At 33.2% G+C, this 26,355-nt stretch carries 22 protein-coding genes; 2 read left to right on the top strand and 20 right to left on the bottom strand.

Going from position 1 to position 26,355, the window contains the following annotated elements:
* Positions 1 to 36: 36 nt before the first annotated feature.
* The 18 genes from JOD14_RS04980 to JOD14_RS04895 all read right to left on the bottom strand — a co-directional run bounded on the left by JOD14_RS04980 (position 37) and on the right by JOD14_RS04895 (position 16,766).
* Entirely contained in the window at positions 37 to 1,947 is a 1,911-nt protein-coding gene (locus tag JOD14_RS04980) for a VirD4-like conjugal transfer protein, CD1115 family (protein WP_204653726.1), read from the bottom strand.
* Positions 1,948 to 2,012: 65 nt separating this feature from the next.
* Positions 2,013 to 2,225: a Maff2 family mobile element protein gene (locus JOD14_RS04975; protein ID WP_065813881.1), complete on the bottom strand. Its 213-nt coding sequence runs from the start codon at positions 2,223 to 2,225 to the stop codon at positions 2,013 to 2,015.
* Between the two features lie 28 nt (positions 2,226 to 2,253).
* On the bottom strand, positions 2,254 to 3,600 hold the full coding sequence (locus tag JOD14_RS04970; protein ID WP_204653725.1) for an InlB B-repeat-containing protein: 1,347 nt from the start codon (positions 3,598 to 3,600) through the stop codon (positions 2,254 to 2,256).
* Entirely contained in the window at positions 3,581 to 4,078 is a 498-nt protein-coding gene (locus JOD14_RS04965; RefSeq protein WP_065813883.1) for a hypothetical protein, read from the bottom strand. Before JOD14_RS04965 ends, JOD14_RS04970 begins: the two co-directional genes overlap by 20 nt.
* Positions 4,068 to 4,796, bottom strand: a complete 729-nt coding sequence (locus tag JOD14_RS04960) for a CD1107 family mobile element protein (RefSeq protein ID WP_204653723.1) — start codon at positions 4,794 to 4,796, stop codon at positions 4,068 to 4,070. The genes JOD14_RS04965 and JOD14_RS04960 overlap by 11 nt, the downstream gene beginning before the upstream one ends.
* Positions 4,796 to 5,026: a hypothetical protein gene (locus JOD14_RS04955; RefSeq protein ID WP_204653721.1), complete on the bottom strand. Its 231-nt coding sequence runs from the start codon at positions 5,024 to 5,026 to the stop codon at positions 4,796 to 4,798. The genes JOD14_RS04960 and JOD14_RS04955 overlap by 1 nt, the downstream gene beginning before the upstream one ends.
* Positions 5,027 to 5,059: 33 nt before the next feature.
* Positions 5,060 to 6,988: a bifunctional lytic transglycosylase/C40 family peptidase gene (locus tag JOD14_RS13500; RefSeq protein ID WP_204653719.1), complete on the bottom strand. Its 1,929-nt coding sequence runs from the start codon at positions 6,986 to 6,988 to the stop codon at positions 5,060 to 5,062.
* Positions 6,989 to 7,016: 28 nt separating this feature from the next.
* The gene (locus JOD14_RS13495; protein WP_204653717.1) at positions 7,017 to 9,416 is read right to left on the bottom strand and encodes a VirB4-like conjugal transfer ATPase, CD1110 family; all 2,400 of its coding nucleotides are present in this window, start codon (positions 9,414 to 9,416) and stop codon (positions 7,017 to 7,019) included.
* Positions 9,409 to 9,762, bottom strand: a complete 354-nt coding sequence (locus tag JOD14_RS04940; RefSeq protein WP_065813887.1) for a PrgI family protein — start codon at positions 9,760 to 9,762, stop codon at positions 9,409 to 9,411. The genes JOD14_RS13495 and JOD14_RS04940 overlap by 8 nt, the downstream gene beginning before the upstream one ends.
* Positions 9,752 to 10,111: a hypothetical protein gene (locus tag JOD14_RS04935; RefSeq protein ID WP_065813888.1), complete on the bottom strand. Its 360-nt coding sequence runs from the start codon at positions 10,109 to 10,111 to the stop codon at positions 9,752 to 9,754. Before JOD14_RS04935 ends, JOD14_RS04940 begins: the two co-directional genes overlap by 11 nt.
* 16 nt (positions 10,112 to 10,127) lie before the next feature.
* Positions 10,128 to 11,039 (bottom strand): VirB6/TrbL-like conjugal transfer protein, CD1112 family, encoded by a 912-nt coding sequence (locus tag JOD14_RS04930; protein ID WP_204653715.1) that lies wholly within the window; start codon positions 11,037 to 11,039, stop codon positions 10,128 to 10,130.
* A gap of 136 nt (positions 11,040 to 11,175) precedes the next feature.
* Positions 11,176 to 11,754 (bottom strand): hypothetical protein, encoded by a 579-nt coding sequence (locus JOD14_RS04925; RefSeq protein ID WP_204653714.1) that lies wholly within the window; start codon positions 11,752 to 11,754, stop codon positions 11,176 to 11,178.
* A 2-nt stretch (positions 11,755 to 11,756) separates the two neighbouring features.
* Entirely contained in the window at positions 11,757 to 11,918 is a 162-nt protein-coding gene (locus JOD14_RS04920) for a hypothetical protein (protein WP_204653713.1), read from the bottom strand.
* A gap of 239 nt (positions 11,919 to 12,157) precedes the next feature.
* Positions 12,158 to 12,301 carry a hypothetical protein gene (locus JOD14_RS04915; RefSeq protein WP_204653712.1) on the bottom strand — a complete coding sequence of 48 codons (144 nt, stop codon included), beginning with the start codon at positions 12,299 to 12,301 and terminating at the stop codon, positions 12,158 to 12,160.
* A 56-nt stretch (positions 12,302 to 12,357) separates the two neighbouring features.
* The gene (locus tag JOD14_RS04910) at positions 12,358 to 13,524 is read right to left on the bottom strand and encodes a RepB family plasmid replication initiator protein (protein WP_204653711.1); all 1,167 of its coding nucleotides are present in this window, start codon (positions 13,522 to 13,524) and stop codon (positions 12,358 to 12,360) included.
* A gap of 465 nt (positions 13,525 to 13,989) precedes the next feature.
* Positions 13,990 to 15,969, bottom strand: coding sequence for an ArdC-like ssDNA-binding domain-containing protein (locus JOD14_RS04905; RefSeq protein ID WP_204653710.1), 1,980 nt, complete (start codon positions 15,967 to 15,969; stop codon positions 13,990 to 13,992).
* A gap of 2 nt (positions 15,970 to 15,971) precedes the next feature.
* The gene (locus JOD14_RS04900) at positions 15,972 to 16,208 is read right to left on the bottom strand and encodes a hypothetical protein (RefSeq protein ID WP_204653709.1); all 237 of its coding nucleotides are present in this window, start codon (positions 16,206 to 16,208) and stop codon (positions 15,972 to 15,974) included.
* Between the two features lie 30 nt (positions 16,209 to 16,238).
* Complete coding sequence (locus JOD14_RS04895) at positions 16,239 to 16,766, bottom strand: DUF3801 domain-containing protein (protein ID WP_204653707.1); 528 nt, start codon at positions 16,764 to 16,766, stop codon at positions 16,239 to 16,241.
* Between the two features lie 265 nt (positions 16,767 to 17,031).
* On the opposite strand from JOD14_RS04895, the gene JOD14_RS04890 reads away from it, so the two are divergent.
* Together JOD14_RS04890 and JOD14_RS04885 are read left to right on the top strand one after the other, a co-directional pair.
* Positions 17,032 to 17,733 carry a plasmid mobilization protein gene (locus JOD14_RS04890; RefSeq protein ID WP_204653705.1) on the top strand — a complete coding sequence of 234 codons (702 nt, stop codon included), beginning with the start codon at positions 17,032 to 17,034 and terminating at the stop codon, positions 17,731 to 17,733.
* A complete protein-coding gene (locus tag JOD14_RS04885; protein WP_204653703.1) occupies positions 17,733 to 19,034 on the top strand; it encodes a relaxase/mobilization nuclease domain-containing protein in 1,302 nt (433 codons plus the stop codon). The genes JOD14_RS04890 and JOD14_RS04885 overlap by 1 nt, the downstream gene beginning before the upstream one ends.
* Positions 19,035 to 19,520: 486 nt before the next feature.
* Here JOD14_RS04885 and JOD14_RS04880 read toward each other — a convergent pair whose 3' ends face one another.
* Both JOD14_RS04880 and JOD14_RS04875 read right to left on the bottom strand, forming a co-directional pair.
* Entirely contained in the window at positions 19,521 to 21,383 is a 1,863-nt protein-coding gene (locus JOD14_RS04880) for a DUF262 domain-containing protein (protein ID WP_204653701.1), read from the bottom strand.
* 102 nt (positions 21,384 to 21,485) lie between these two features.
* Positions 21,486 to 26,210, bottom strand: coding sequence for a DEAD/DEAH box helicase (locus JOD14_RS04875; RefSeq protein ID WP_204653699.1), 4,725 nt, complete (start codon positions 26,208 to 26,210; stop codon positions 21,486 to 21,488).
* Positions 26,211 to 26,355 lie beyond the last annotated feature (145 nt).

Genomic DNA, 26,355 nt, shown 5'->3' with positions numbered 1-26,355 from the left:
TGGAATTAACTGTCTAGAATTACCTCTAAAAATAGCTTATTTCATTGAAACTTTGAAATTTGGATCTTCGTGCAGAATTTCATTCAATAAACTTTCTTGATCATTTTTTCTTCTTTTACTAGTTTTTGTTATTTTATTTCGATAACCAGTAAGGTATCGATCTGTGTCAAACCAATTTTCCCCTTTTTTAACTATCTTTCCATTAGCAACCACAGGCGCTTGCCCATGATATTGATAATGAGGGTGTTTGGTAATGTCATATTTATTATCCATAAATGGCGGCAAGCTGGTAATCATAACAATTGCCTTTCTTCGATCCATTTTTTGAATTTCGTCAGGGGTCATTAATTCTCGACCTAATTTAGAATAGTTCTGCCCAAAACTATCATTTTGGCTTCTCGTTCGTGAGGTATTGAAATCATCGATCGTCCCTTTCCCCAATTGCCCCGAAATCATTTTTAAGGTACTTTCTTCTTTTCCACCTAAAAAGACCAACGTATCACAGTTCCCGACAATCGTATCAGCAGAATCTTTATAGATTTTTTTCAATTGTGAGAGTGTTTGTAAAATAGGTGTAGCAGAAATATTTCTCGAACGTATCGTAGCAATTAAAATCTCAAAATTAGGAATTTGTCCTGTATTGGCAAATTCATCAAACAAACAACGAATAGGTCTAGGTAATGAGCCATTATACTTCGTATCTGCAATCGTAATGACTGTATTAAACATTTGCGTGTACATAATACTAGAAATAAAGTTAAAGGTGGTATCACTGTCAGGGATAATAACGAATAAAGCGACAGGCTGATACATAATATTCCCGTTTTTATCGTATTGAACCTTTCCTTTTTCATCACGTAACACTTTATTCCCCAGTTCTTCCAATTTCATTTCATCGGTGCTTAATAAGTCTCTTACAGCAGGGATATTTAAAGGAGCTAGTCGTGTCGCACAAGAGATTAAAATACTCTTAGCGGTCTCGCCTGCTGCTAATTTGAAGGCATTGTACTGTTTGACACAAAAAGCATCAGGATCACTTGCTTCAATATCTAAAAACATCTGATCAACCGTGCTGATATAGTCCTCGTCGTTTTCTTTTACTTCAAATAAAGCTAATAAATCCACCAGCGTTCCCAAATGACGTTCTTCTGGTTCAAAATAATTGAGGATGGCAGCAATCAAGGCTTGATAGATTAATTTTTCAGTGGTTACCCAGAAATCTTCTTTTGCGTCTTTGGCACTGGTATTTTTGATAATTGTTTCTACGACCTTTAAAATATCCTCTTCTTTTTTGATATAAGCTAAGGGGTTGTAGTGCATAGATTTTGAAAAATCAATGAGATTCAACACCCGAATATCATAGTTTTCTTTTGCTCGCAAGAGAACCCCCAGTTCATTTAAAATCGACCCCTTGGGATCAGTGACTACAAAATCAGCATTTAACTGCATAATATTCGGCTTTACGAAAAAGCGGGTTTTCCCACTCCCAGACCCACCAATAATCAGCGCATTTTTATTGCGTTGCGCTTTAAAATCCGTCACGTCTTCATTGTTAATTGCCATTCTAATATTTTCCGAGAAAAGAATATTCCTTGAATCATCTTTTTGATTAAACATACCTTCTAAATCTTTTTTTGGATTGCCCCACGTCGCCGAACCATGCTCAACTCCTTTGCGGTACGTCTTATTATTTTCTTCTTTTTGTGATACCAAAAGAATCAGTACGCTTGTAACGCCTAATGCTAGGCCTAAGTCTTTTATCGTTAATGCGATTGGAAAAGCCTCGAAAATGACCGTAAGATGAGAAGTTAAATAGCTTAATTTATTGAAAAACGTTCCTGTATAGGTACTGAAAAAACTCGAAACATAATTACTCAAAAGAAAAAACAGCAAGTAAAAAATGACTTTGATTTTATGTTCTTTGGTCCAATTCCAAAATGTATTCAAATAGGCCTCCCCCTTCCAAAGTAAAGGAAAAAGCGGCATTCTCACGCCACTTTTAATCATACGTATTAAAGCAAGTTCCCCAACACTGGTACCAAGAGTTGTCCAACTAATACAAGTCCTGCCCCTGACATAAACTGTTTCATTCCTTGTGATTTAGCGCCAGGATTATCGTTCCCATAACCTTCAATTAAGTTGACAATTCCCCATAAACCAAGTCCTCCACCAATTAATATAACGATTGTTTGTAACACACTAATTCCTTGAACGAAAAATTCCATAATAAAACACTCCCTTTTTCTTTATTTTTTATTTTCCAACAGGTTGTACTTTAATAAACACAGAATCATTGATTTGTCGGTATTCAAAATCATATCGATCCAAATCACTTGATTCAGTCAGTAGCGTTTCTTGATCTAAAATGATGGTTGAATCTTGTCTAACGGCATACTCTTTGAATAATTGACCGTCTTCATAAACGACTTTTATTGTTTGGCCATAGGGCGCAACAATCGAATAAAGGTATTGATTCAATGGATCTAAAAAGGTAATTAAATAAAGCTTCTTTTGCCCTAGGTTGTGAAGTTGGGTGACTTGCTCAACCTTCTCGCTCAAGATATTGTTTGCTTTGTTATATGCTTTGAGAGCTTTACGCTCCTTCTCTTCTTCTAACACTTTCGTATTAAATTGTTTATCGATGTCACTATTTTGCTCATGCAACACGCTTTGAACTTCTATAGCAATATCTTTACGCGTAATCGGGTGTTCAATCGTTGTATTGATGATTTCGGGGATACTTTTTACTTTTGCAAACAACGTCATATCAGACGTTACTTTTGATTCATTCGTCACTACATTCGTCAATTGCTCATCTGAATACCAATCGTAAAAGACTTTGTTTTCTTCTTTTAAGGTCTGTAATTGAGGAAGTCCAATGGTTCCTTCCCAACCAATTACTTGATTTTCAATTTCTTCGCCTGTGTTGGTAACAAAGTTTACCGTAAATGCTTCGCTAAAATCATCAATCCAATTGTCATTTTTATCTTGATAGGTTTTAAATTGAAGAACAGTGTCTTCATTGATGATTATTTCATCAGTCACAGCTTCATGATTCAACGTCCAATAGCCTTTAAAGTCCTCGTCAATCGTTGGTTCAGGCAAATAATGAGTTACTGGTTCTCCTGCCTTATAAGGTTTACTAAGTGAAGAAATTTGTTGCTCGTTTTCAAAAAAATGACTGCGTTCATCGGTCATGAATGTAAGTACAAAATCTTTGTTTTCTAAGTATGTTGGCTTGGCGGTGTAATAAACTTCATCTCGTTCGAACAATCCGTTTTTTTGCACCTTTTGTTTGATTTCCCAATCCTTTAACAAAGGAGAATGACCGTCTAGCGTTACATCAGGTGTCTGTTCATCAAGATCAATTCTTTCTATTACTTGGTCTTGCTCGTCTAAAATCTGTAAATAGCTTTTTTCTTTAAAAGCGAGTTGATCGATTTTCACGCCATTGTCTTTATAAACAGCTACTGTCACATCTTTTAGAGAAGGAAGATAGACCTTGTTGTAACCGATAAACGCGCCAATCAAGAGAACAACACTCACTACAATGATGGCAATCCCAATGAGCAGCGCTTTTTTACTCTTTCGTTTTTTCAAGTCGTTTTCGCTTCCTTTCCTTGTTGTCACTTTGCAACTGCCGAATACTAAATATTGGTTTCCCATTCTTTGTCTTTTTTGTTTCACCTGAATTGGTTGCGTTGATAATTGAATAGACTTCTTCTAAGTTCATGTCGTTTCTTTCTAGTTGTAGAAGATCTGCGATTAATTCTTTTAGTCGATTAGTTGTGATCTCTAGGGGCTCTGCAGGAAATTCCAGGTTCATTTCCTTTAAAAAGAGAAAATAACTATTCAGGTAATACACGTTAGTGGGTTTTCGAATTGTAAAATGTCTGATTTCGGTTGCTGTTACGGATTTTAAAGGACTATCTAAATGCTTTACTTCGGATTGATTCGCTTCTACGACTTTTTTAGCAATCAGTAATTCTCTTAACTCCGAATTTTTTACCGGTAAACTTAACACAATTTCTTCTCTATCCAAATTTACTAAATATACTTTTACTCGATTAACTTTCATCGTCATCATCATCTTCTGAAACAAACTGCTCATTGTAAATCTCTTTCTCATTAGGTATTTCTTCATCCGTATTCGCTAGCTGTTTCTTTTTGATTAATGGGTTGAGATTTTTTAATTTCCCAAAGAAGAATTGATAACTAAATAAGATGACTGCACCAATGAGAAGAACCCAAAACGACCAATTGTTCTTACTTGGTGTTTTCGTTGTAGTAGCAGATTCGGCTTTTTGCTCAATTATCTCTGTTTTTTCTACCTTTTGAACCTTATTGTCTGTTGCCGTGGCGGATTCTTTGTTCATACTCCCATCTTTAGAGGCCACTTCACTCAATGAAAGCTCTTCGCCATTTATTTCTGATAGGAAGTAGACATTACTTTCTGTCTTATCCAGGTCAATGATAATGTAATAGACCGAATGATCCGTTGTTTGAACTGTATAAAAAGCTTTCGAACCAGTCGTTGTAAAATCGACCACCGTTCCGCTGCCATTGAATTTTTCGCCTGTCACAGAAGCAGGTGTTTCAATGGGCATTTTCAAGATTTCCTTATCTCGATTCACGGGGTCTTCTTTTAACTTACTCTCTGCTTCTGCTAGTTCGCTATCTGTTGTGATTTCTTCGATTTTCTCCTTATTCTCTTCATCTTCTGCAAAAACAGCGGGTGTTCGCATTGAAAAAGAAAAAAGTAAGAGGAATAAAACTGCTTTTTTGAATGGTTTCATTAGCTTTCTCCTTTATTTGAATCTTTTCCCAACCCTTCAATCAGGCTTGCTGCTTCTTCGATGTTCAAACCTTTTTCTTTAATCGTTTGTAATAAGCTATTCACTTTGATGACTTCGACTTGTTGCTCTAATTCCTTCAATTGCTCTCGATATTTTTTCAATCGTTCTTCTGTTTTTTGAATTTGTGCTTCTTTTTTTGCCATTTGTTCTTTGATTTTTTCAATATCCATCAATACCGCTCCTTTGTGTGCTTTCATTTTTACTTACTTTGTTATGACTCTTCGAATGGATGGCCTGTGTTGCGACCAATAACCGGTATTCCATGTATGATAACCAACCCCCGATGAATTGGCGTCAAACATCGTGGTTTCATTGACGTAAATACCCACATGACTAATAAAATCTGCCGATCCATACGTTCCCCTAAAGAAGATTAAATCACCTGCCCGGGCGTTTTCTAAGGAAACGGGTGTACTTTGATCAAATTGACTAACTGTATACGAATCAATCTGGATACCAAAAAGACTATAAAGATAGGCGGTTAACCCTGAACAGTCAAAGCCTGTTTGAGGATTTTTTCCACCCCATACATACACCATACCTGAATATTTTTCCATTTCCGTTTTCATATCGGCATAAAAATCTAATGGATTAACAGCTGACGCTAAACTCACCGCATTCTCATTAACCGTGAGATATTTCATTGCTTTAGAGACGTAAGAAGGATCACCATACGATTTCCAACCCATTTTTTCCGCTTGGATTGAAGAGAAGTTATCTGCTAATTTTTGTGTCCATTTTCCGCCATTTGAGGCAACATACGAAATAAAACCAATCCCGTAGTTGTATCCATGAATTAATGTTTGAATATCGACACCGTAAGATTTTTGCGCCTTTATTAAATCATTCAGGTACTTAACTCCTTGTTTGATACTGTCCTGTTCGTTCTTAATGGCATTAGGGGCTAGTCCTGCACTTTCAGAGGATTGCATGACATCTTTTACTCGTCCACCACTTTCCAATTGAATAATGACTAAAACCATATCTAAATAGTCTTCAAGTCCGTATGCTTTTAATTCTTTTAGAACCGTTTGTTCCCATTTCAGGACATCTTCATCTAGCATTGCGCGTGAGAGGGACAGTTGTGAAGCAGTCGTATTCGAATTTATCCCTATCAATGCGCCGCCACCTAATGTTGCAATCGGGGTCATTAAGAGCATTGGAATTAAAAAAATCAAAGCGAATCCACCAATTATCGCTAGCCCCTTTATATTTTTGATTGATTGAACCAAAGCAACTATGTTTTTAAAAATATTACCTGTAGAAAAATTCATTGCATTGAATATTCGCATATTAATTGGACTTGCTAGAGCCACCGTATTACCTGGAATGAGTTTCGCATTTATTTTCGCTTCTTTTCTGATTCGCTTTCTCTTTGCTTTTGTTTCCTTGGCAAGTTTTTTATCCACTTTAAGAATCTTCTTTTCGATTTTCTCTAAACGGTAGGCTTTACGATCAAAACCCACTTTTCTAGCAACAAAGTGATTGGCTTCAAATTTAAGAGTACTTGCAACTGGTGAAATCATTTGATTGGCAAGCTGTATGCCGGCCATATCACTTTCTTCAACCTCGCTGTTAATGCCATCTTTCAACGTTGTGCCTGTTTTACTTAGCGCTTTAACAGGACTTGTGACTACTTTTTGAGCAAAATTTCGACTACCTACTGTTTTTGATGTTAAAGGATTATCCAATCGTGAACGCTGGTTTTGGTTTTTCTTCTTCTCAAATTTCGCTATGGAGTCACTTTCAAAAGATTTTTTAGTTGGGTCTCTTCCCATCGTTTTCGTGTCTTTTTTTAGAAACTTTTCTTCTTTTAAATCTACGTCTAAATATCCAAGAGCTGTGTCTAATCGATTTGATTTATTTAAGAGCTGTTTTCTTTTCGTCAGCAAGTTTTCTCTTTTTTGGATTAGCGGAGTGCGCTTTTCAAACTGATTTTCGAATCGTCTTCCTTCTTGAATCAATTTGATGTTCTCTTTATGAATCTTCAGTTTTCTTGTCTGATAATAACTTGAAACAGGTGTCGTTATTGATTGAAAGACAACCCTTTTTGTCGCCTCTGTCACTTTATCTTGAGAAAATTCAGTCGCTTTCTTAGCAAAATCGTCAGTAGTGTTTACATTTTTTTTCACGTTTCACACACCCTTCTTATTGCTTTTTTTACTGATTCCTATATGCCGCCAATTCTTCCGGTTTTGAAGTCATGACGGGATATAAAGAGTTATTCTTAGGAAATTTATCCTTGAACGGTAATATTTCTCCGTCATAGACAATCAGGCCTTCCCCTTCTTCACTATTAGTAATGTATTCCGCTTGATAGTCGCTGATATTTAATTTTTTTTGAAGAATCAGCTTATCCTCCCATGCTTGATTTAAAAGATAGATAAAATCGGAATTCCCCAAGATTGTTTCAATTTTAGGAGAAGATAACAAGTCTTGTACATTTTGGGTAATGCCTGTAGGGATACCTTTGTACTTTCTAAAGCGCTTCCAAAAATCAACAGAATAACCACTTGTCCGTTCGTCCGCTAGTAATACGTGAAATTCGTCCATGTAATACCAGGTGGTCACGTTTTTGTTTCTGTTTTTCGTTACCCGATTCCAAACGTAGTCTTGGAGAATCAGCATCCCCAAATCTTTTAAGTTACTGCCTAAGTGCTGAATATTAAAAGAAACAATCCGACTGGTTACATTGACCGTCGTTCGATGGTTAAAGACATTTAAAGAGCCTTCTACGTAGAGTTCCAAAGCGTCTGCTAGTTCTTTTGCTTCAGGTTCTTTAAACGTCTTAAACGCATTATATATATCTTCTAGCAGGGGAATGGTTGACGGGTCTCCATTTGAAGCAACATAAGGCTTATAAGCTTTTCTAACCGCCTTATCCGTCAGACTCTTTTCTTTTCCGGTCAATCCGTCTTTTGTACCCACGATAATATTCATCATGTTAGTGATAAAATCCGATTTATAGCGAATCGGGTCATTCTCTTCTTGTCCGCCATATTCTTCGTTAATATCTAACGGATTGATAAATACGTTACTATCAAGCGAAAGAATCATTTCTTCGCCTTCAAGTTGACGGACAAAATCACCATACTCCCCTTCTGGATCTGTGATGATAATTTCATCTTGTGTACTCAAAAACGTATCAATCATTTCTCTTTTTGCGCTAAAGGTTTTCCCTGAACCTGGGGTACCTAAGAAAAGGCCGTTAGGTGCACGCAAGTTTTTTCGACTCACTTGCACTAAATTATTACTCAAGGCATTCAGTCCGTAATACACAGGGTCATTGGTTTCTTGATACAATTCTTGCGTGGTAAATGGTACAAATATTGCCGTAGCAGTTGTGTTTAACCCTCTTTCAAATTCGCCCTCGTTCAAGTTATTTCCGAAAGGTAAGGCGCTCATAAAAGCTTTTTCTTGTTGGTTTTTTAAACTCAACATTTCACAGTTATAGTTTTGAGCCAAGGAGGTTAATTGATAAATCGTGTTTTCTAGTTTTTCGATGGTATCGTCAAAAACCGTTAACGTAAATGTGATATAAAAATAGCGTTCATCTTCTGATTGTAAGTTTTTCAAGAGTTTTGTGACCACTTCGCGGTTCGAATCCAAGTCAGCAGGCATTAAGTCCATGTCGTACCCTCGTTGAATGGCTTTTTGCTGCTCTTTAATTTTGATGGCGTCCAAGTCCGAACTTTTCATCTTCATCATCCGAATCGCTTTATGTTGATCCATCGACCGTATATGAATACTAATGGCTAACTCTTTTTGTAGTTCCAAAAAATCAACCAATACTCGGTCTGCTAATTCAGATGATGTGACATTGAAATAAAGGGTTGCTGCAAATCGTTTCCCCAACTTGAAGTAAGTTTTTTTCTCGTTATTAAAATCAAGTACTCTCGGAGCAATGTAATCTTTTTCCAATCCCTTATCAAAAATACTATTCGGCAGATGTTCTACGTCGATATAGCTTTTTTCTCCGTTGTTCAATAACTTATTTAACACCGAAAGACGTTCTACACCATTCAAGGAGTAAGTGCTTGCGCCCAAGCGTTTAAGTAGCCTTTTTACGTTCTGTTCAATTGTTTCAAGTCTACGTCTAGCATTTTCAGGACTTGAATCCTTGATGGAAAAGGTGAGATATTTATTTCTCGTAATCCCGTTATTTCCCTTTTCTCGTTGGTTATCAATAAAATCAAAATATTCTTTGCGTAATTGCTGAAGCTTTTCGCTTCCCTTATCGAGACTTCGATTATGAGGTGCTTGTTGTCCAATAGCATGATTAATAAATGAAAATTGAAAACGAACTGCCGGATCAAACCAATTTAAGAGGGAACAATAGAGCGAAAAAATTCTTGTTTTATCTTCATCTTTTGACAGCTGGTAGCCAACGTCACTAAACCGCAGACTCTTGCTATAAGTATCTTTTCCGATTGAAACAACGCCATTGGCATCAAACGCATCAAAAGGCAAGCTCTCTTGTGTCGATAACAATCGAATATCATTTCTTTGATTATTAATTGCTTGCTGAATCCTTTGAAATAAGTTCTTTTTTTCAATCACCTTTGATTAACCCCCTTTGAATGGCGATTTCTCTATTTTCTTTAGTTAAACGATACCGCCTTTTTTCTTTAAACAAAATATTGGTTTCAAGCCAATTTTTAAACCATTTTTCAATATGGAGTTTATCTTTGGTGTAAATCGTAGCGAAGATTATCGGTGCGCCTAAAAAGAAGGCTCCGTACATGGCTAGATTAATGTCGATTCCTTTCAAAAGAAGAAAGGAAGGTATGACGACGATTCCTGTTAATCCAAACCCAATTAATTGACGTTTTGTTAACCCCATAAATAATTTAGACTTAATCTCTTTTAATTCTGTAGGGATTGGAACAATGATATTATTTGCCATTTTTTGCTTCCACTTCCTTCCTTATTTCATTAGGAATCCGCAATAAAAATTCCATTTCATCTTTCATGACTAACCCAGATAAGATTTTCTTGTTGGGAATCAACGTTCTAATAAATAAGACACCAACTAACCCTAAAAAACAAACAAATAATAAACCTGTAATAGCCGTAAGAATCGCAATTGGTAGAACGTCACTTGTCATTTGAGACGTTTTTAAAAAAGTAACGAGTGCTTCTTGTCGGTTCCTTATTTCGACAAACAAACCAAGGAAGGTTAGAAAGAAAGCGACAACATTGATCCCCATAAAAATGAATATCGTTCGTTGTCGCTTAAAATAATTTTTCAACATTTTTCTATCCCCTCTCTTAGCTTGCTCCAGTAATCGATTTCGCTAAACCATGTGTACCAATCAGCATTTTTGCGACAATAGCCATAGAGACGATAATCAAAATCATACCCATAAAGCCACCTTCGCCACCATTAATCAGAGTAGCGGTACGAGAGACTAGGCCGTTATAGACGACCATTAAAACCAACATTAGAAACCCTTGTATTGTCAGTGCCATGAGATTTTTTAAATAGTTCTGTCCAATAGAATTGACCCATGAATCCGACATGACCGTTGCCATTGGAATCGGCGCAACCGTGACATAAAGAAAGATCATAATAATTCGAGACCAGGCAACCAAGTAGATAATGCCACAAATAATCATGACAATCACAAAACCTATACCAGCAACCATTAAAGTCAATAACCCTTCGCCTAGTTTGTAGTCCATTCTTTGTGTATCTCTATTTTCCACTTTATCTATATCTTCTAATTCTTTTTCTGTTCCATCTTCATTTGTTTGAACGACAACAGGCTCTAAAGCACTTAACAAAGATTCAGAAACATCTGCGCTAATTTCTACTTGTTCTGTCGGTACTTTATCAATCATCCAGGTAGCTAAATCGGAAAAACCTAATGCGATTGTAAAGGCATTGGTAGAGAGTAGAATCATGATGGTTGTTTTGATAATCAGCATGATGACATTCCCAACATCAAATTCGCCCCCTTTGTTTTTATCTGTTACAAATTCAATAATTTGTAAGACAAAAACGTAAGTAATCAACAAAATAGCAATCGGTAAAACAACCGTATCAGAAATGTTTTTTAAAATATCCAACATGTTTCCGTCAAATTCTGCAGGTGTAATTGCGACTTCACTTCTCAAGGCATTCACAGACGTATTAAAAAGCCCTGTCATCTTCTCTAACGCAAATCCAGCAGACGTCACTATCACATTGTTTAAAAGTGCCTGAACCGCTTCTATAGCGTCTCCCAGAGCATCTCCCCATGAAAAAGGATTCCACCATTTAGCAACTAGTAAGATAGAAGTAGTTAAATTGTTCATTTTATTTACACCTGCCTATCTATTCAATATCTATATACACCACTTCATCATTGATTGTCGTTTTGAATTGTAGCCCTTTTTTAATAAATTTTTTCTCTATAAGTGTAACAATCTTAAAGTCGTCAATGATTTCTCCATAAGATACTTCTTTATTCTTATCTTTATTAAATCTGTCCAATAAGGTACTCTCTTTTGTTGCTAGTTGATAAAAATTCGCATTAAGTATTTGATCATCATAAATAAATTTAGAAGTCTCTTCATCAAACGTGTAAATCGTCCTTTTAATTCTATTAATTCTTTCCGTACGACCAAAATCAAATTCAATGGCAGAATATTCTGAATTTAATGTGTTCAAAGTATTCCCTTCCATCTTTTTCAAAAACTCTTCGTTTTCATCAGCAGTTAAATCTCGAACTGTTACATTTTCCAATACCTGATAATCCGTATAATACTCTAGTCCCTCATCTTTAAGTTCTGCCGATTCCTCGTTTGTAATTTCATATGGGAGGGTGATGGAAGGCTGTGTTTTAACACTGCCTCCTGAGCAACCAACCAAGAGAAGAAGAGTAACAGACAAGGCTATCACTATTTTTTTCATAATTAACTCCTCTTTTCGTTTTTCTGATAGTAATCAAGCCAAAGTTGAATCGCTTCTTTGACTGTCTGTTTATACGATTTACTTGCAGCGGTGGATTGTTTTTTGAATTCTTCTAACAGTTTTTCATCTAGAGTAAATGTTCTTTTTTTTTCTTCGGTTTCCATTTGTATTTCTCCTTAGTGTGACGGCTATTTTTCTAGGATGTTCTTCCATTTTATAGTTAATATCGATTTTAGTTAACCGCTTTCATCTCTCGCGTTTACTTTTTTTAAAATTCTCTCCTTCTTCTGTTTTTCTTTATCCAAAATATTTATTTTAATTACTATAACATAAAAGCCTTTATATTCCCACTAATAACCTTAATTAACCTTAAAAAACCATAATTCAGGATAGAAAGAGCTTGTTACTCTTTCTTGTTCTTCTCAAGCCAGAGTTTTAATGCCTCTTCCAGAGATAAATTGTATTTTTTTCCTTGTTTTTTGACTTCTAACCGAAATTTTTCGTCCAAGTCTTTAGGAATATTTACAACAAGCTGTTTCTTTTCCATCCCGAGTGTCCTTTCATAAAAAATAATGGTAAATTTTTTCTCATTGTATCATAAAACTAAATCCTTTGAGTTTTAACCTTTACTAAATATCCTTTAATTGCTTCTTTTAAGTATTTAACAATGTTTCGCTTAGAATAGCCCTCTTGTTTACTTGAAACGTAGGAAATATGTTTTTTAACTTCTTGTAGTCCCTTTAATTCTACAAGTTCATCGTATAATGGATATACAACTGTTTGTAAGCCCGTCATTGTCTCAATATGTTGCATATCTTTGTACCCTATCAACATATTTTCCATCAAAATTGTGGTGTATTGACTTTGCATAGCTTTCGCAAAGAGCATGGTTTGCTGTTCTTCTTTTTTTTCTTTTTCTTGGATATAAATGGGATCTTGTTGTTCTTCCTTGTATAGGCTATGAGGTGCTACTTGTTTCTTTGTTATATGAAATTGAATTGCAACAATTGAACGTCCCTTTTTTATTTTTTCATACGTTACGATAAAGTGTGTCCGTGCATTTATTTCTTCAATTGGTTCATCCAATATCCTTTTAAAGAAATTGGAAATATGTTTATACTCATCTAATGTATTCGTCAGGTATCGTAACTCCAGAATACTAATTGACGGATTACGATATTCCTCCAGTTGTTTATTCTGACGTCCACCTTTGGCACTGTAATGCTCGTACTGATTGTAGTACATACACAACCATTTATATAAAATAATTGAATACTTGCTATTGAGCTCCATGACATCAGATAAGGCATATTGTGTAAAGTTTTGTTTTAAGTCAATTAAATAAGGCATGATTTGTGGCTGAAATTGTAAAATAACTTCATCATTATAACTATTCCATTCAACAAAAGGGATTGGCACAATGCTCTTCATTTTATATCCTTTTGCACTATCATTAGTTTCTTTAATTTCAAAAAAAGCTTGTTTTTGCATTTCTATAATCGCTTTTTTAAAACGGCTATGTTTGTTACTATCCGTGACATCAAAAAAAGTAAATAATTCTTTTTTTGATAAATAGATGATATTGTCTTTTGGTGGGTTTTCTGTATCAATACAAGAAACCGCCAATTCAAAGATTTTTAAGGGCGTTTTATCCATTTTTGCGACACTACTAATTAAATCATTGTGTTCCACTATTTTTCGTTTTTGAATTTCTTCCAAAATCAACACCTGTTTCTTGTTTTGATGGTTATTATTTTGTATACTTAACATAACAAATGCGCTCCTTTGCGTGTTTTAAAACGAACATGAAGAATTTTTCTTTGCAGGGAGATTCTTCATGTTTTTATTTTGCTTCATATTGATACTATTTTTTTTAAATGTATCAACGAACATATTGCTTTGTATCATAATAAAAATTATTGTACCTTATATTGATACTTTATTCAACGTGATGTATCATAATGCATAGTTTTTTGTATCATAATACATATTATTTTGTATCATAATGCATAGTTTTTTGTATCATTATACCCTTTGAAAACCTTGATAATATAGCTTTTTTTTGAACACAAAAGAACAAAAGAACAAAATATATAAGATAAATAGAAAAGAATGGTCTAAACATTCTTTTCAAATCTCTTTTTAGTATTAAAGAATACTATGATACTCAAGTCATTGATACAAGCAAAAATCTGAAAAACTACTAGTGGGAAAAACAACAAATTAACCAATTTTTTAGCGTGTTCTTGTTCTTTTTTTCGTTGGCTTGTCAATCTCCAGGTCTTTATCCGTTTTATTTCCGACTAAATCCTTGTCGGCTTCCGTTCGTATCACACTTCTTGTATCATCAGGATCAATTCGATCAGGTACCCCATCATTATCAAGATCTAATTCTTTAATCGTGTTGCTTTGTTGTTTCAATGCAGCTAATGTTTGTTCTGTTTTTTTATCTGATAATGCTAAACGATCGAGAAGAGTTGACGATTTTGCAAGATATTCATTTTTTTGTAAGTCTTTTAATGAGTAACTATTCAAATCGTTGTTTAATTCGTCTTTAAAGTACTTTTCCCATAAATCTTTGTAGCTGGAAAATGCTTCTGTCTCATTTTCCCGACTAATATCTCTAATGAAAAGTATTTCCCCACTTCTTGGTTCTTTAAAACTTTCGTATGGAGAAATCTGAAATTTAATCAAATCTTGAAACTCGTGATCAAAAATATAAGTTTCAGGTAGTTTGACATCATAGAGGTTGAAAAAATCAACGGTATCTTCATCTAAATTTCTTAGTAATTCATTCTTGGATTCGTGTATAAGGTCTAAATCGACATGAATTAAATCGAAATGATTTTCAGTAATAAATTGATCGAGGTATTTTGAATCGTCTGTCAACGCGGTTAGTTTAACCATACGAGAAACATCATCGACTGATATTTTGAAACTTGAATCTGTATCAAAAAAATCTTCTAATTCAGCATTTTTTAAATCAGAAATACAGTCATCCATTGGATAAGGATAAACAGATTCTACCGAAATGAATTCATTCCATAAGCTATTCACTTGTTGCTCTTTTTTCAAATCAAATTCTATTTGTTTTGAATAGCATAGTGAACTTGTTTGATCTACCTCTTCCATAAACCCAATGGTAGCATGATAACCATTTTTTTCGATTTTGTGGATTGTCTCTTCTACCGTGTTGTCCATTGTAAATTCACGGTTATGATAATCATTCAGCACTTTAGTAAACGCTTTCATTTTATCGAAAGAAATTTCATTGGATAATTTATCGAAGCGCTGGGAGATATCATTCATAAAATTGTTCGAAACGTTTTTCACTTCTTCCAGCGATTGAATATATACATCATCATCTACTTTTCTTTTCGTCCAGTTTGCTAAATATTTTTTAGAATAGTCTTCGCTATCAATTCCTAGTGTCGAACTAACAACATAAGCGGTCATTTCTGCTTGATACTCTAATACACTTGATCTTAATTGCTCTGGTGTTTTTGTCGCAAGTTTATGAACATTGTGCATTTCCGCATGAGCGAGTTCATGCAACAACACTTTGATTTGTTCAACTTCATCCATACGGTCTTTAATGACAATACGATTGGTTGCGGGTTCAAAGTACCCTTTGGCTGTGCTATTTGTTTTGTCAAAAGAAACAGCAACATTTTTTTCTTCAGCGTAATCAATTAAAACAGATCTCAACGTCTCTATATCTTTTTTTGTACCATTAAATGTAAAGGATTCGGGTTTATTCGGATAAAGTTTTGGATAATCCTGTTCAGGACAATCTGTTTGTGTAATATCAAAAACAGGTACAGAAAGAAATCCTGCTAAGCGCTCTTCTGTTTTCAACTCTCCTGATTTTATTTTTACTTTTTGCGCCGTTGTTGCCTGATTTAAATATTTCCATTGTCGATCGTTGTCTTGAAACATTTTTTGAAATTTAGGTGCTAAAATACGGATGGCTTTTTCACCTTTTTGCACTTGATATCCATTTTCTTTGTGTTGTTTATAAGACGCAACACCCACCGCATTTCCAAATTGATTTTGAATCAGTGAAATATTTCTAACGGAATAATTGTTAAAACGACTAATAAAATCTAAAAATTTTAATTCTTCTGACGGATCATTTTTGTAATTTTTGATACTCTCATTCATTTTATTCGTCAGTTCATCAACCAACTCTTTTTGTGTTTGTTGTTCTACCATAGCTAAAACAACCCACTTTCATCTTCTGCCAGAACCAACTGTTTTATTTCGTCATCAAAAATGACGAACACACCCGTTTCTTCATCTTCTAATTCTTCTTCTTTTGCTTCATCTAACAACAATTGATATAAGTTACTTTCCTCTTTGCTAACCACAAGTTCAAAAATTTCTTCTGTATCTAAGGTTTGGATAGCTACTAAGTCACTATCAACATTCAGTAATTCTACTAATTTTTTCATGATACTCTCCTTTCCATAAATAATTTTAAATTAAAGTTTCTGCGTTTGCTTTTTTGTCCGAACTTTTTCTTTTGACTGTTCCTGCTTTTGCACCCTCGATTTTTCTTGTAAGTCTTTGATATAAAAAAGCGGTTTTTTGCTTTTTTCCATTAGTTCCTGTTTCTTTGTTTCTTTCACAGCGTATTTTTCAATTGTGTTTCTTAACCCTGTTTCAATCGCTTCTCGATCTTTTCCTGCAAAAAATAAGGAGTAACTATCTTTGCCTATTTTTTTTGGCGAAAAATCGACACCCATGGATTTGAGCTCTTTTGTAATGGCGTTGATCTCATCTTTTGAAACATTACTACCGAGTGCTTCTACGCCGCTATTTTGATTCTTTTCAAATAGTTCTTGAATCTTCATTTTTCCTTGTTTTGTGGTTAAATCTTGATACTTTTTTTCATCTGTTCCAAGATTCAAAAAGTAGTCCATGATGGCGACTAACACTTTTGCACTTAAACGAATCGAAGTCGTTGTTAATTCAATCCCTACTTCGACATTTTCATCAATACTTACCATAAGAACATACCCTCCTTTTTGAAAACGTTTTATTAATCATATCACAAAAGTTAAAAATATGGTAATATAAACCTGAAAGATAAATCGATTAAATGTTAGGCAGGCTACGTATTTGTGTACACAAATACCAAAACTGGCGTTTTGACCTGTTAGGAAATATCCTATCACCTTGTAAAATTATTTGCATAAATGCAAATAGATTTCATGTCGCTTCGCTCGATTTTTTTAGTAATTTATAATTTATAATTTTTAAGGAAGTGATTAATTGAATACCGTAGAAAAAACACAAAGACTTTCGATTCGAGTAACAGAAAAAGAGAAAAAGATGATCCAAAAAAAAGCAGAAAAATTAAAGACAACCATTTCCGCTTTGGTTATTAATAGTGTCGAAAAGCAGATCACAGTCAATTTAAACACCTCTGATTATAGAGATCTAGTGATTCAGTTTAGACGAATTGGAAATAACGTCAATAGCTTGATTCGTGAGATTCGCTTTAGTAATTATATTGACGATAGTCAAGTCAAAGAAATAGACTATCAGTTAAAAAGCTTAGAGCGATTGTTGAAAAATGAGAAAGTAAAAATTGATTCAACAAAGATTGAAATGGAAAAAATGACGGCAAGACAATTGCGAGAATTACTTGAAAATCAAAATAAACGCGTCCCTAATTATTTGATTTATGAGGATATTGAGGAACACATTGTTTCTCAATTGCGTTCATTTATTGACTTAACGATTCAAAGTAATTTAGATGAAACCTATCCCCCTTATATTGAATATTTCCTAAAAAGTTTTCAAATTCATACGTATGATTATGATACAATTGTTGATTTTTCAAATGTATTAGATGAAAAAATCTATGCCATCAATCAAAAATTAATTGCTCGAAATAGCCAATTAGAGGAAGAAGACTTTCTTACTATTTTAAATGTTCTAGATGACTATAGGAAAGTACGTGAGGACTAATGTCGATTGTTAAAATTCAATCTGTAAAACGATTAGATCAAGCGATTCAATATATACAGCAAGAGACAAAGACGAGGAATGATCTGATCTCAACCTTTGGTTGTGATAGAGATTTTATTTTGGAAGATTTCAATTACTTATACGAAAAAAGAAAAAATCTATTAAGAAAAGAAACAAAAAATAAAGCGAAAATGATCATTCAATCGTTTGATTTTGAAGAAAATATTACGCCTGAAGAAGTTCATAAAATTGGCATTGAGTTTGCGGATAATTATTTAAAAGGTGAACACCAATATATTATTGCGACACATATTGATACGAATTATATTCATAATCATATTATTTTTAATCAGGTGAAAATGGATAGTTTGTTACTATTTGATACATCAAGGCGTAATACAATCGACAATCTAAGACATGAGAATGACAAATTATCTAAAAAATATCATTTAATTATTCCACAAGAGAAAAAACATGAAGATAAGCTGCATTACATTACTCAGCGCGAACAACGTGCAAGACTAAAAGGAACTTCTTTTAAAGAAAAATTAGAAGTAGCCATCGATCAATCCGTTGAGAAAAGTGAGACTTACGATCAATTTATTGAGGAAATGGATCAAGCAGGTTTTAAACCAAAGCAAGGGAAATATCTTGCCTTCTTAAATGACAAAACCAATCGGTACATGCGTACCAAAACGTTGGGAATGAATTACACGGAAAATTCAATTCGATATCGAATTGAGCACAAGAATTTTCAGATTTATAAGTTCGATTACACGCTTAAAACTAAAGCAATTGATAAAACCGAAGCAAAATATGCCAACAATTATGGCTTGCGAAAATGGGCCACCAAGCAAAACATCCTTCACTTGCAGGAGATTAGTCACTTAGTCTTTAACGAACATAAATCCCTGGAAGAGATTGAGGAAATTCAAAAAACGGAAGCAGAATTTGTGCAGTTTATTGAAAATAACCTACAGGAAAAGGACGAAATTTTACACGATTTAGAACGGAAAGCGCACGCTTTTTCTGATTATCAAGCAAGCGCACGCTTGATTGCGGATTACAAAGCAGCAACCAATAAACAGGAGTTTAAACATGATCATTATCAAGAATTTAAAATATTCGATAATGCCAAGAAAGATTTAAATCACTTGAAAAAACAATACAGCATTTACACTTTTGAAGATTTGCAGGTATACCAAGAAAGTGTTTTAAAAGATCGAAGTATGCTATATAAACATTTTACAGAAATGCAGAAACAAAAGAATTTAGAGAAGAAAAATGAAAGGAAGAGATAAGGATGTCAATGACAGTAGTTCTAGCAGAAAAGCTAAGTCAAGCATTAAGTTAATGCGGGTTTATTTTCACGTTCAAATAAGAAAGACGGTTATTTTGAAGGAGAAGTATTCTACACTAAAGGGTTTTGTTTTAAATTAGGGAGTTGGAAAAGATGGGGATAGCTTTTATTGATGAAAAAGGGCCATGTTGAAGAAGATGGCTAATAAAGGGTAACTTTCTTTATGGTTACAGTATTTTGGTACATGACTAAGCTTATTTTTAATATCGAAATTTTTTAAGAACAAAAATCGAGCCCTAGAATGAAATACTTCATTCTAGAACTCAATTTCCTCAACCTATATTTAATTAAGTTAGGTAATGCATTCTCATTAAATATGTTCTAATGACTGTGAACTTTTTTAGTTACATTTAAAACGTTTAGTAAATGTATTTGATATATCATATATTGTTTTACGAATAAAATCATTGATAAAGTTTAGTTAAATTCATGCCTCATCACTTTCAGTTAAAGCTCTATACATCATCAAAGATTCATTCAATTTGGGATCTGCATTTAACCGTGGTAAAAAATTCTTCCCCAACTGATTAAGCAACTTATTCAAAGTCTCATTTTCCCGTACTATCGATTTCTGTTTATTGAAGTCCTCAATATCCTCTTTAGTTATATGGAATATTTCAGGGTCAAATTCAAAAATATTATTGTACATTTCATGTAACATATCTTCTTTTCTTTTATCTTGATCAAATGTTTCATTGTGCATATAAATAGATAAATTTCTATTGACTAAAATAGATGATCTCGCACCTAATATACTAATTTTTTCTGTAATACACTTATCTTCTAATTCTTCGCTATTAATAGATTCGGTAGTCAATGTTAAATTATACAAATTTGCATTATCTGTATATCCATTATCATTAAGTAAATGCTCAATGGTCAGATGTCTACTATCTAGCATAGTATCTGTTTGTATAGATTCACAATATTTTTGAAGTGTATATTTTACTAATCTAGAATTTCTTTTAAGCGTACGATCTTTGTTTGAATATTTAAATGATTGATTATTATAAAAAGAATTTCTAAATTCTTCTTCGCTAATGTGTGAGGAAATTTTATGAAAAAAATCTGATATTATAAATTTAAAATGAGTTGATTCCTGACAGTGATAGATATTAAAAGAAGTATTACTGACAATATCATCTGTCCTATTGCTAGTTTTTTGCATAGCATTAAATATAAAAAAGAAATTACGAATATTCACAAAAGCTGTTCTTTTTTCATCAGAATTAATTATATTTCGATTTTCTAAAATTGAAATTGATGTTAATAAAGACCGTATTTGCTGATTTCTTTTTATATTAAAATATTCAATTACATCATCTGTTGTATCTTTATCCGTAATTGATTGATAAACTATTGAAAACTGATGTAAATCAGTTAATAAAGTCCCTAAATCAGATATATTTATTTCTTCTTTAATTAATCGATATACAGAATTCGCATTTTCGGCATTCTTTTTTATATAACATTTTGAGAAGTGATTTATTAAATTATCTACATCTGGTAATTTATTGCTATTTCTTACTATTTCATTCCATTTATCTCTAGCAGCATCTATAAAGGAATCCTCTCTTGGTTGAACGTACTTCATAACATGATTTTTCAATAATTCAATTTGTTTTAATTTTTGTCCTCTTGCATTTAAAACTTCAAAAATATTATATATTTCTTCTTCCTGATCAGAGACTATCTCTACAATGTTTATATCCAATAACTTATTTAAAAAGGTATCTACTTCTGAAAAAGAAAGGTTGTGGAAATGTACACAGAAATAATTATACATATTATAAAAATGATTGTTTTTATCAGGCATACTTTTTTCCTTAGCTGTTTCTACAATTCTTTCTATGTCATCTTTAAAATCATCATTAGTAATAACAAGATTTTTTTCTGAATTAGCTGATAAAGAAGTGATAAATGTATCATATATATAGGTAGCTCTATTATTCGATTCAGGTGTATCTATTAATAAAAGACGTCTATATATAGCAATAAAAACAAAATATATAGTGGTTAAACGCTGCTGACCATCGATAATTTCATAATCTGTTATTCCACGAATAGTCTCATTTTCTCTCCGTGGTGTATAATTACTCAAAACGATTGTTCCTAAAAAATGAGACCAGGACATATTACCTGATGCACTTATCGTAAATTTAATATCTGTTATTAGCTCACTCCAATTTGTTTCTTTCCAAACGTAATTTCTTTGATATCTTGGGATAATATATCTACAAGGGCGTTGAAATAAATCTAGTATAGTTCTAGTTTCAGTATTAAAACTCATAATATTCACTCCTTTACAAAAAATTTAAACAAGTGTCTATTTGTACTTGTTTCTATATCTGGTCTAGTATTGCCTTAATCAGCCCAATTAACCGGGCCCTTTTTAAGCTTCTACAACTTCAAACTCTGGCAACTCATCAATTAACTCCAATGTTTTCATACTAACAGTAATGATGGAAAGCAATAGATTTAAAATATACTTAGGATCATCACTAAATTCATTTGGGTCATCTGTAATGCCTGATTTTTTATCTGTTTTTATTTGATATTGATCAATAATCCATTCAATTGCTGGACGACCATTAACAATATACTCATAAGCTTTTTCTGGAATATTTTTAATTGTAATATGCTCATTGTAAATGATAGTATCTAATACTCCTTTTTTAGGGTGTTTCATTTTTGTTACCTTGTAATTAGGAGTTGAATTGCTAATCACAACCTCAACGCCATTCCAACTCGGTTGGTTCTCATAATTTAAATGCAAATTTGCCAACTTATTTCCAATCTCAACATATTTTTCTTTATTTTTCAATAATGGTATACGAGGACTTGATTTCTTCAAGTCATTTGCATATTTTATTTTATATTCTGATGAGTTTAAGACTCCATAAACGTAAAAAAATATATTATCTTCTGTTAATCCAAAAATATTTAATACATTATTTTCGATGTTTGAATTATTATCAAGTAAAGTATGGTTTTGTGAATTATCATAACGTAAATATGCTTGTCCCGTATCCATCAAGTGATAATTTGGTATATTATTAACTATAATTGCTGAGAAGTTTCTACTAATACCTGTACCTGTTGTAAAAATAATTAAATTATTTTCTCCAAAGCTATTTTTAAACTTTGCTGGATACTCAACAACATCACCACTGTAATAAAGCCATTTTTTTGTAAATGGTCTATATTCACTTAAAATAATATTTTGTTCAGAATACACCAATTCTTTTTCTCGCTTAAAATTATTTTTTAATCCTCTTGTCCACTTAATATAAGAATCATCCGTGTTCAACTTTTTTAGTCTTTCATCTATATCTTTAATACTAGATAAACGTGAAATTTCACTATTATAATTGGAAATAAGCTTAGATACTTTTTTTGATACTTCTTTTTCAGAAAAGGCATATGTCCAAAAATCTCTAGCTGTTTGCGCCCCGATACTATGATCATTAAATATACGTTTTCCTTCTTTTGAGTAAAGTGGAAGGAAAGTATCATATATTTCATCACGTTGATTAATCCAATCGTTATTCTTATCTGGAATAATGGATTTCCAGTCAATATTGATAATAGAATTACTATTTTGGAGTATTTCTAATTTTTGATCCCGACTTAGATAGTCCCCAATATCGTGATAATGAATTTCATGATTTTCACTTTCATCTTTCACCAATATAGAAATAGCAATCGGAGTTCTGCTACCAGAGTCAAATATATTTCCAGCTTCTTTTCTACGTTGTTCTCCCTGTGTACGTGCATCACCTCGTAAATTTAAAATATAAATATGATTAAATTCTTCAAACCAGCATTTACGTAATCCACTTGTTGCATTGCTGTCAATAAATGATCCGTTTGTTACAAAAGCTATTATCCCGTTGGATTTAATTCTATTCGTTGACCATCTAAAAGCTTTAATATAACTATCGTATAAGGCATTTTTTGCTGTTGCTGAAGTAAATTTTCCATATGTTTCAGCAATATCTTTTTCTAAACTAGGATAATGAATGTTTCCGTTATCATCATTAGCATTATTTTGTCCAATTGAATATGGCGGATTTCCTACAATAGCTGTAATCGGAACTTCCTTTTGTCGTTTTAGACGTTCATCGTTAGTGCCGAAATAAGTATCGTCCAATGTATCTTCAATTTCTGTACTTTCAAAAGTATCGGTGAGTACAATTCCTTCAAATGGAGTATAACCCTGTTCTTTACCAGTCATTTCATCAAAGGTTGATTCTATATTTATAGCGGCAATGTAGTAACTTAATAGAACAATCTCATTAGCATGCAATTCTTGGGTAAATTTACGTGTAATATCTGCTAACGTAACTTCCCCGTTGTCCATTTGTTCCTTTAAATAAGTCAATGTGCGAACGATAAACGTTCCTGTTCCTGTAAACGGATCTAAGATATGAACGCCTTCACTGGCTAATGATTTTCCAAAATGCTTCTTTAATACATCATCGACTGATTTAACAATGAAGTCCACAACTTCAATAGGCGTAAAGACGATTCCTAACCGTTCTGTTGTTGATTTGAATGCTGTGCTAAAAAATTTATCATACAACGTAATAATAATTTTTTGTTTATCTTCTGATTTTTCAACACCTTCAGCACGCATTTTAACTGACTCGTATAAAGGTTCTAAATTTTCTTGTTCTTTTGCAAACCCTACTTTTTCTAATTCTTTAACGATATTTTCCATAGCTGTTGATACGGGATTGTTATTAACAAAACTGTACTCATCAAATAGCGCTTCAAACACTGGTTTAGTAATCAAATGCTGTGATAGCATTTCCGCAGCTTGATTTTCATCAATACTCTCATTAATATTGTGCTGCAATGAAGAGACAAATTTTTTGAATTCAATCGTAATTGGATCTTTTTTATCTTTTAATTTATTATTAATCCAACTAATTTGACGTTGAGCAATTTTAGCCACATCTGCCGACCAATTTTCTAGGTATTTACGATCTCCAACTTTTTGAACGATTTTACCATAAATAGCACCCTCAAATTTATCCCACTCAAGGTCTAGTTTTGTTTGATATATATTATCAGAATCTTCATTGATCAAGTCATTCCCCTTAGCTGGTGCCCCGCCTATACCAATAACCTTTAACTGCTTAGGTTTCGCAATATTTATTTTATCCACCATTGCTTCAAAACGTTCATCTACAGAACGTAAAGCATTAATGACTTGCCAAACCACTTCGTAATTTTTATTGTTGTCTAAAATTGATTCAGGAGTTTCTCCAGAAGGAATAACAATTGGTAGAATAATATAACCGTAATCCTTGCCTTCGGATTTTCTCATAATACGTCCAACTGCTTGAACAATATCCACTTGTGACTTCTTAGCAGCTAAAAAGATAACTGCATCTAATGTTGGAACATCGATGCCCTCTGTTAAAAATCTTACGTTTGATACAATTCTTGCTTCATCTTCTGGTTTGTTTGAATCTGCTAACCAATCTAAAACTTCCCCTTTTTGTAAGGCATTCATTGTTCCATCTGCGTGTCTCATAGATAATTGAATCGATTCTTCTTCCAATTCTGACCCTAAGTATTCATTAACCACTTCTTCAAACTGTTGTGTTACTTTTTTTGAATCAGCAATTGTTCTTGTAAAAGCAATTGCACGTTCTAGGGGTGCGCCGTCATAAGGACTATTTTTAATCGGATTTTTATAGCCATTTCGTCGCATCATGCCATTCCAAATCCCTACAATTCGTCCAACATCATCGATATTTAACCCATTTTCAGGATCAGATAATGATTTTTGCATATCTTTTTGAATTGCCGATTCATCTACTGCTAAAACCATTACTTTATAATCTGTCAAAATGCCATGAGAAACCGCTTGTCCAAATCCGATACGATAAAATACTTCCCCAAATTTACCCGCATCGTCCATTGAAGAAAGTAAAATACTTTTATCCTTGGCACTTTTTTTTGCACTCTCACCATAAATTTTAGGTGTAGCTGTTTGATAGATTCTTTTTCTTCCTTGAATATTCGTATTACTATGGACTTTTGTAAATGTACTGGCTTCTTGACTTGCTTCATGAGCACCTGTTGTTCGATGCGCTTCATCAGAAATAATTAAATCAAATTCAGGAAAACCCTCTTTTTGTGCATTTCCAATAACTTCTATACTTTGATAGGTACTAAATACAACAAGAATATCTGAATCTTTTTGAGATTGTTCTACTTCTTTCCAATTCTTCAGCAACTGTTCTGTCGAAGTAGTGGCTGGATAGCCAATATCGCTTGCCTTAATATCTTCTGTACCGTCACTCCCTCTTGAAGCATCACGATCTGATGTAACTGCCATACTTGCCATATTTAATTCAGTATCGTTATTCCAACCTCTAAGGGTTTGAGTTAATAATTGAATACTTGGTACAAGGTAGAGCACTTTAAATTGTCTACTTTGTTTTTTAGAAAGAGCTTCTGCTATTTTTAAACTAGTAAACGTTTTTCCTGTCCCTGGAGCCATTATCATCTGTCCACGGTCATTTTCTTTAAAATGCTCCACTGCACGCTCTAAGGCTACTTCTTGATAAGGACGAAGCTTTTTAGGTGATTTGATTGAAATGATTTCTGGTCTTTCAAAGCTAAACTTTGTCCAATCAATTTGAGAGTTACGTAAATCTGATAATCCAATTAACTCAATACCCTTTTGATTGTGTTCGATTGTTTCTTGAGCATTTGCACTCCAATCGTCCACGGTAGAAACAATTAACCCTCGTTGGTAATAATTTTTTCCTAATTCAGCAACAAAAGAATTAATTTCATCTTTTCCGATTTTATGTTGATAAAACTTTGCTTGTACAGCGACTAAGTCACCATTAAATTGTTGCGCAACTAAATCTACGCCTGTATCTTTCTTAGGAATATTAAATTCTTCTGGTACTGTATTTAACGTCCAAACATTTTTGTATAATCGCTTATAAGTTGGTTCATTTTTTAAATAAGCTAATACTAATTTTTCAAATAATGTTCCTCTTTCACGCTGAACGCCACCAGCAGTTTGATTAATTTGTATTATCAAATTGTCAAAACTATTAATGTCTACTACTTTATTTTTCTCCATGAGTAATTGTTCTCCTTAAATTATATACAAATCTTCTTAAAACTAGTGTAATGCATCAATAAAATACTGTATAGATTAAAACTAAAAATAAAACAAAATCCCTGTTTAATTATAAAAATAGTCCCTCAAATGACCAAGGGACACG

The sequence above is a fragment of the Enterococcus lemanii genome (genome assembly GCF_016909125.1).
Classification (GTDB): Bacteria; Bacillota; Bacilli; order Lactobacillales; family Enterococcaceae; genus Enterococcus_I; species Enterococcus_I lemanii.
This window is presented reverse-complemented; position numbering and strand designations above follow the sequence as displayed.

Excerpts from the sequence above, each read along its gene's own strand:
- JOD14_RS04975 (WP_065813881.1), bottom strand. The coding sequence starts at position 2,225 with ATGGAATTTTTCGTTCAAGGAATTAGTGTGTTACAAACAATCGTTATA.
- JOD14_RS04965 (WP_065813883.1), bottom strand. The coding sequence starts at position 4,078 with ATGAAAGTTAATCGAGTAAAAGTATATTTAGTAAATTTGGATAGAGAA.
- JOD14_RS04960 (WP_204653723.1), bottom strand. The coding sequence starts at position 4,796 with ATGAAACCATTCAAAAAAGCAGTTTTATTCCTCTTACTTTTTTCTTTT.
- JOD14_RS04955 (WP_204653721.1), bottom strand. The coding sequence starts at position 5,026 with ATGGATATTGAAAAAATCAAAGAACAAATGGCAAAAAAAGAAGCACAA.
- JOD14_RS04940 (WP_065813887.1), bottom strand. The coding sequence starts at position 9,762 with ATGGCAAATAATATCATTGTTCCAATCCCTACAGAATTAAAAGAGATT.
- JOD14_RS04935 (WP_065813888.1), bottom strand. The coding sequence starts at position 10,111 with ATGTTGAAAAATTATTTTAAGCGACAACGAACGATATTCATTTTTATG.
- JOD14_RS04925 (WP_204653714.1), bottom strand. The coding sequence starts at position 11,754 with ATGAAAAAAATAGTGATAGCCTTGTCTGTTACTCTTCTTCTCTTGGTT.
- JOD14_RS04920 (WP_204653713.1), bottom strand. The coding sequence starts at position 11,918 with ATGGAAACCGAAGAAAAAAAAAGAACATTTACTCTAGATGAAAAACTG.
- JOD14_RS04915 (WP_204653712.1), bottom strand. The coding sequence starts at position 12,301 with ATGGAAAAGAAACAGCTTGTTGTAAATATTCCTAAAGACTTGGACGAA.
- JOD14_RS04910 (WP_204653711.1), bottom strand. The coding sequence starts at position 13,524 with ATGTTAAGTATACAAAATAATAACCATCAAAACAAGAAACAGGTGTTG.
- JOD14_RS04905 (WP_204653710.1), bottom strand. The coding sequence starts at position 15,969 with ATGGTAGAACAACAAACACAAAAAGAGTTGGTTGATGAACTGACGAAT.
- JOD14_RS04900 (WP_204653709.1), bottom strand. The coding sequence starts at position 16,208 with ATGAAAAAATTAGTAGAATTACTGAATGTTGATAGTGACTTAGTAGCT.
- JOD14_RS04895 (WP_204653707.1), bottom strand. The coding sequence starts at position 16,766 with ATGGTAAGTATTGATGAAAATGTCGAAGTAGGGATTGAATTAACAACG.
- JOD14_RS04885 (WP_204653703.1), top strand. The coding sequence starts at position 17,733 with ATGTCGATTGTTAAAATTCAATCTGTAAAACGATTAGATCAAGCGATT.
- JOD14_RS04880 (WP_204653701.1), bottom strand. The coding sequence starts at position 21,383 with ATGAGTTTTAATACTGAAACTAGAACTATACTAGATTTATTTCAACGC.
- JOD14_RS04875 (WP_204653699.1), bottom strand. The coding sequence starts at position 26,210 with ATGGAGAAAAATAAAGTAGTAGACATTAATAGTTTTGACAATTTGATA.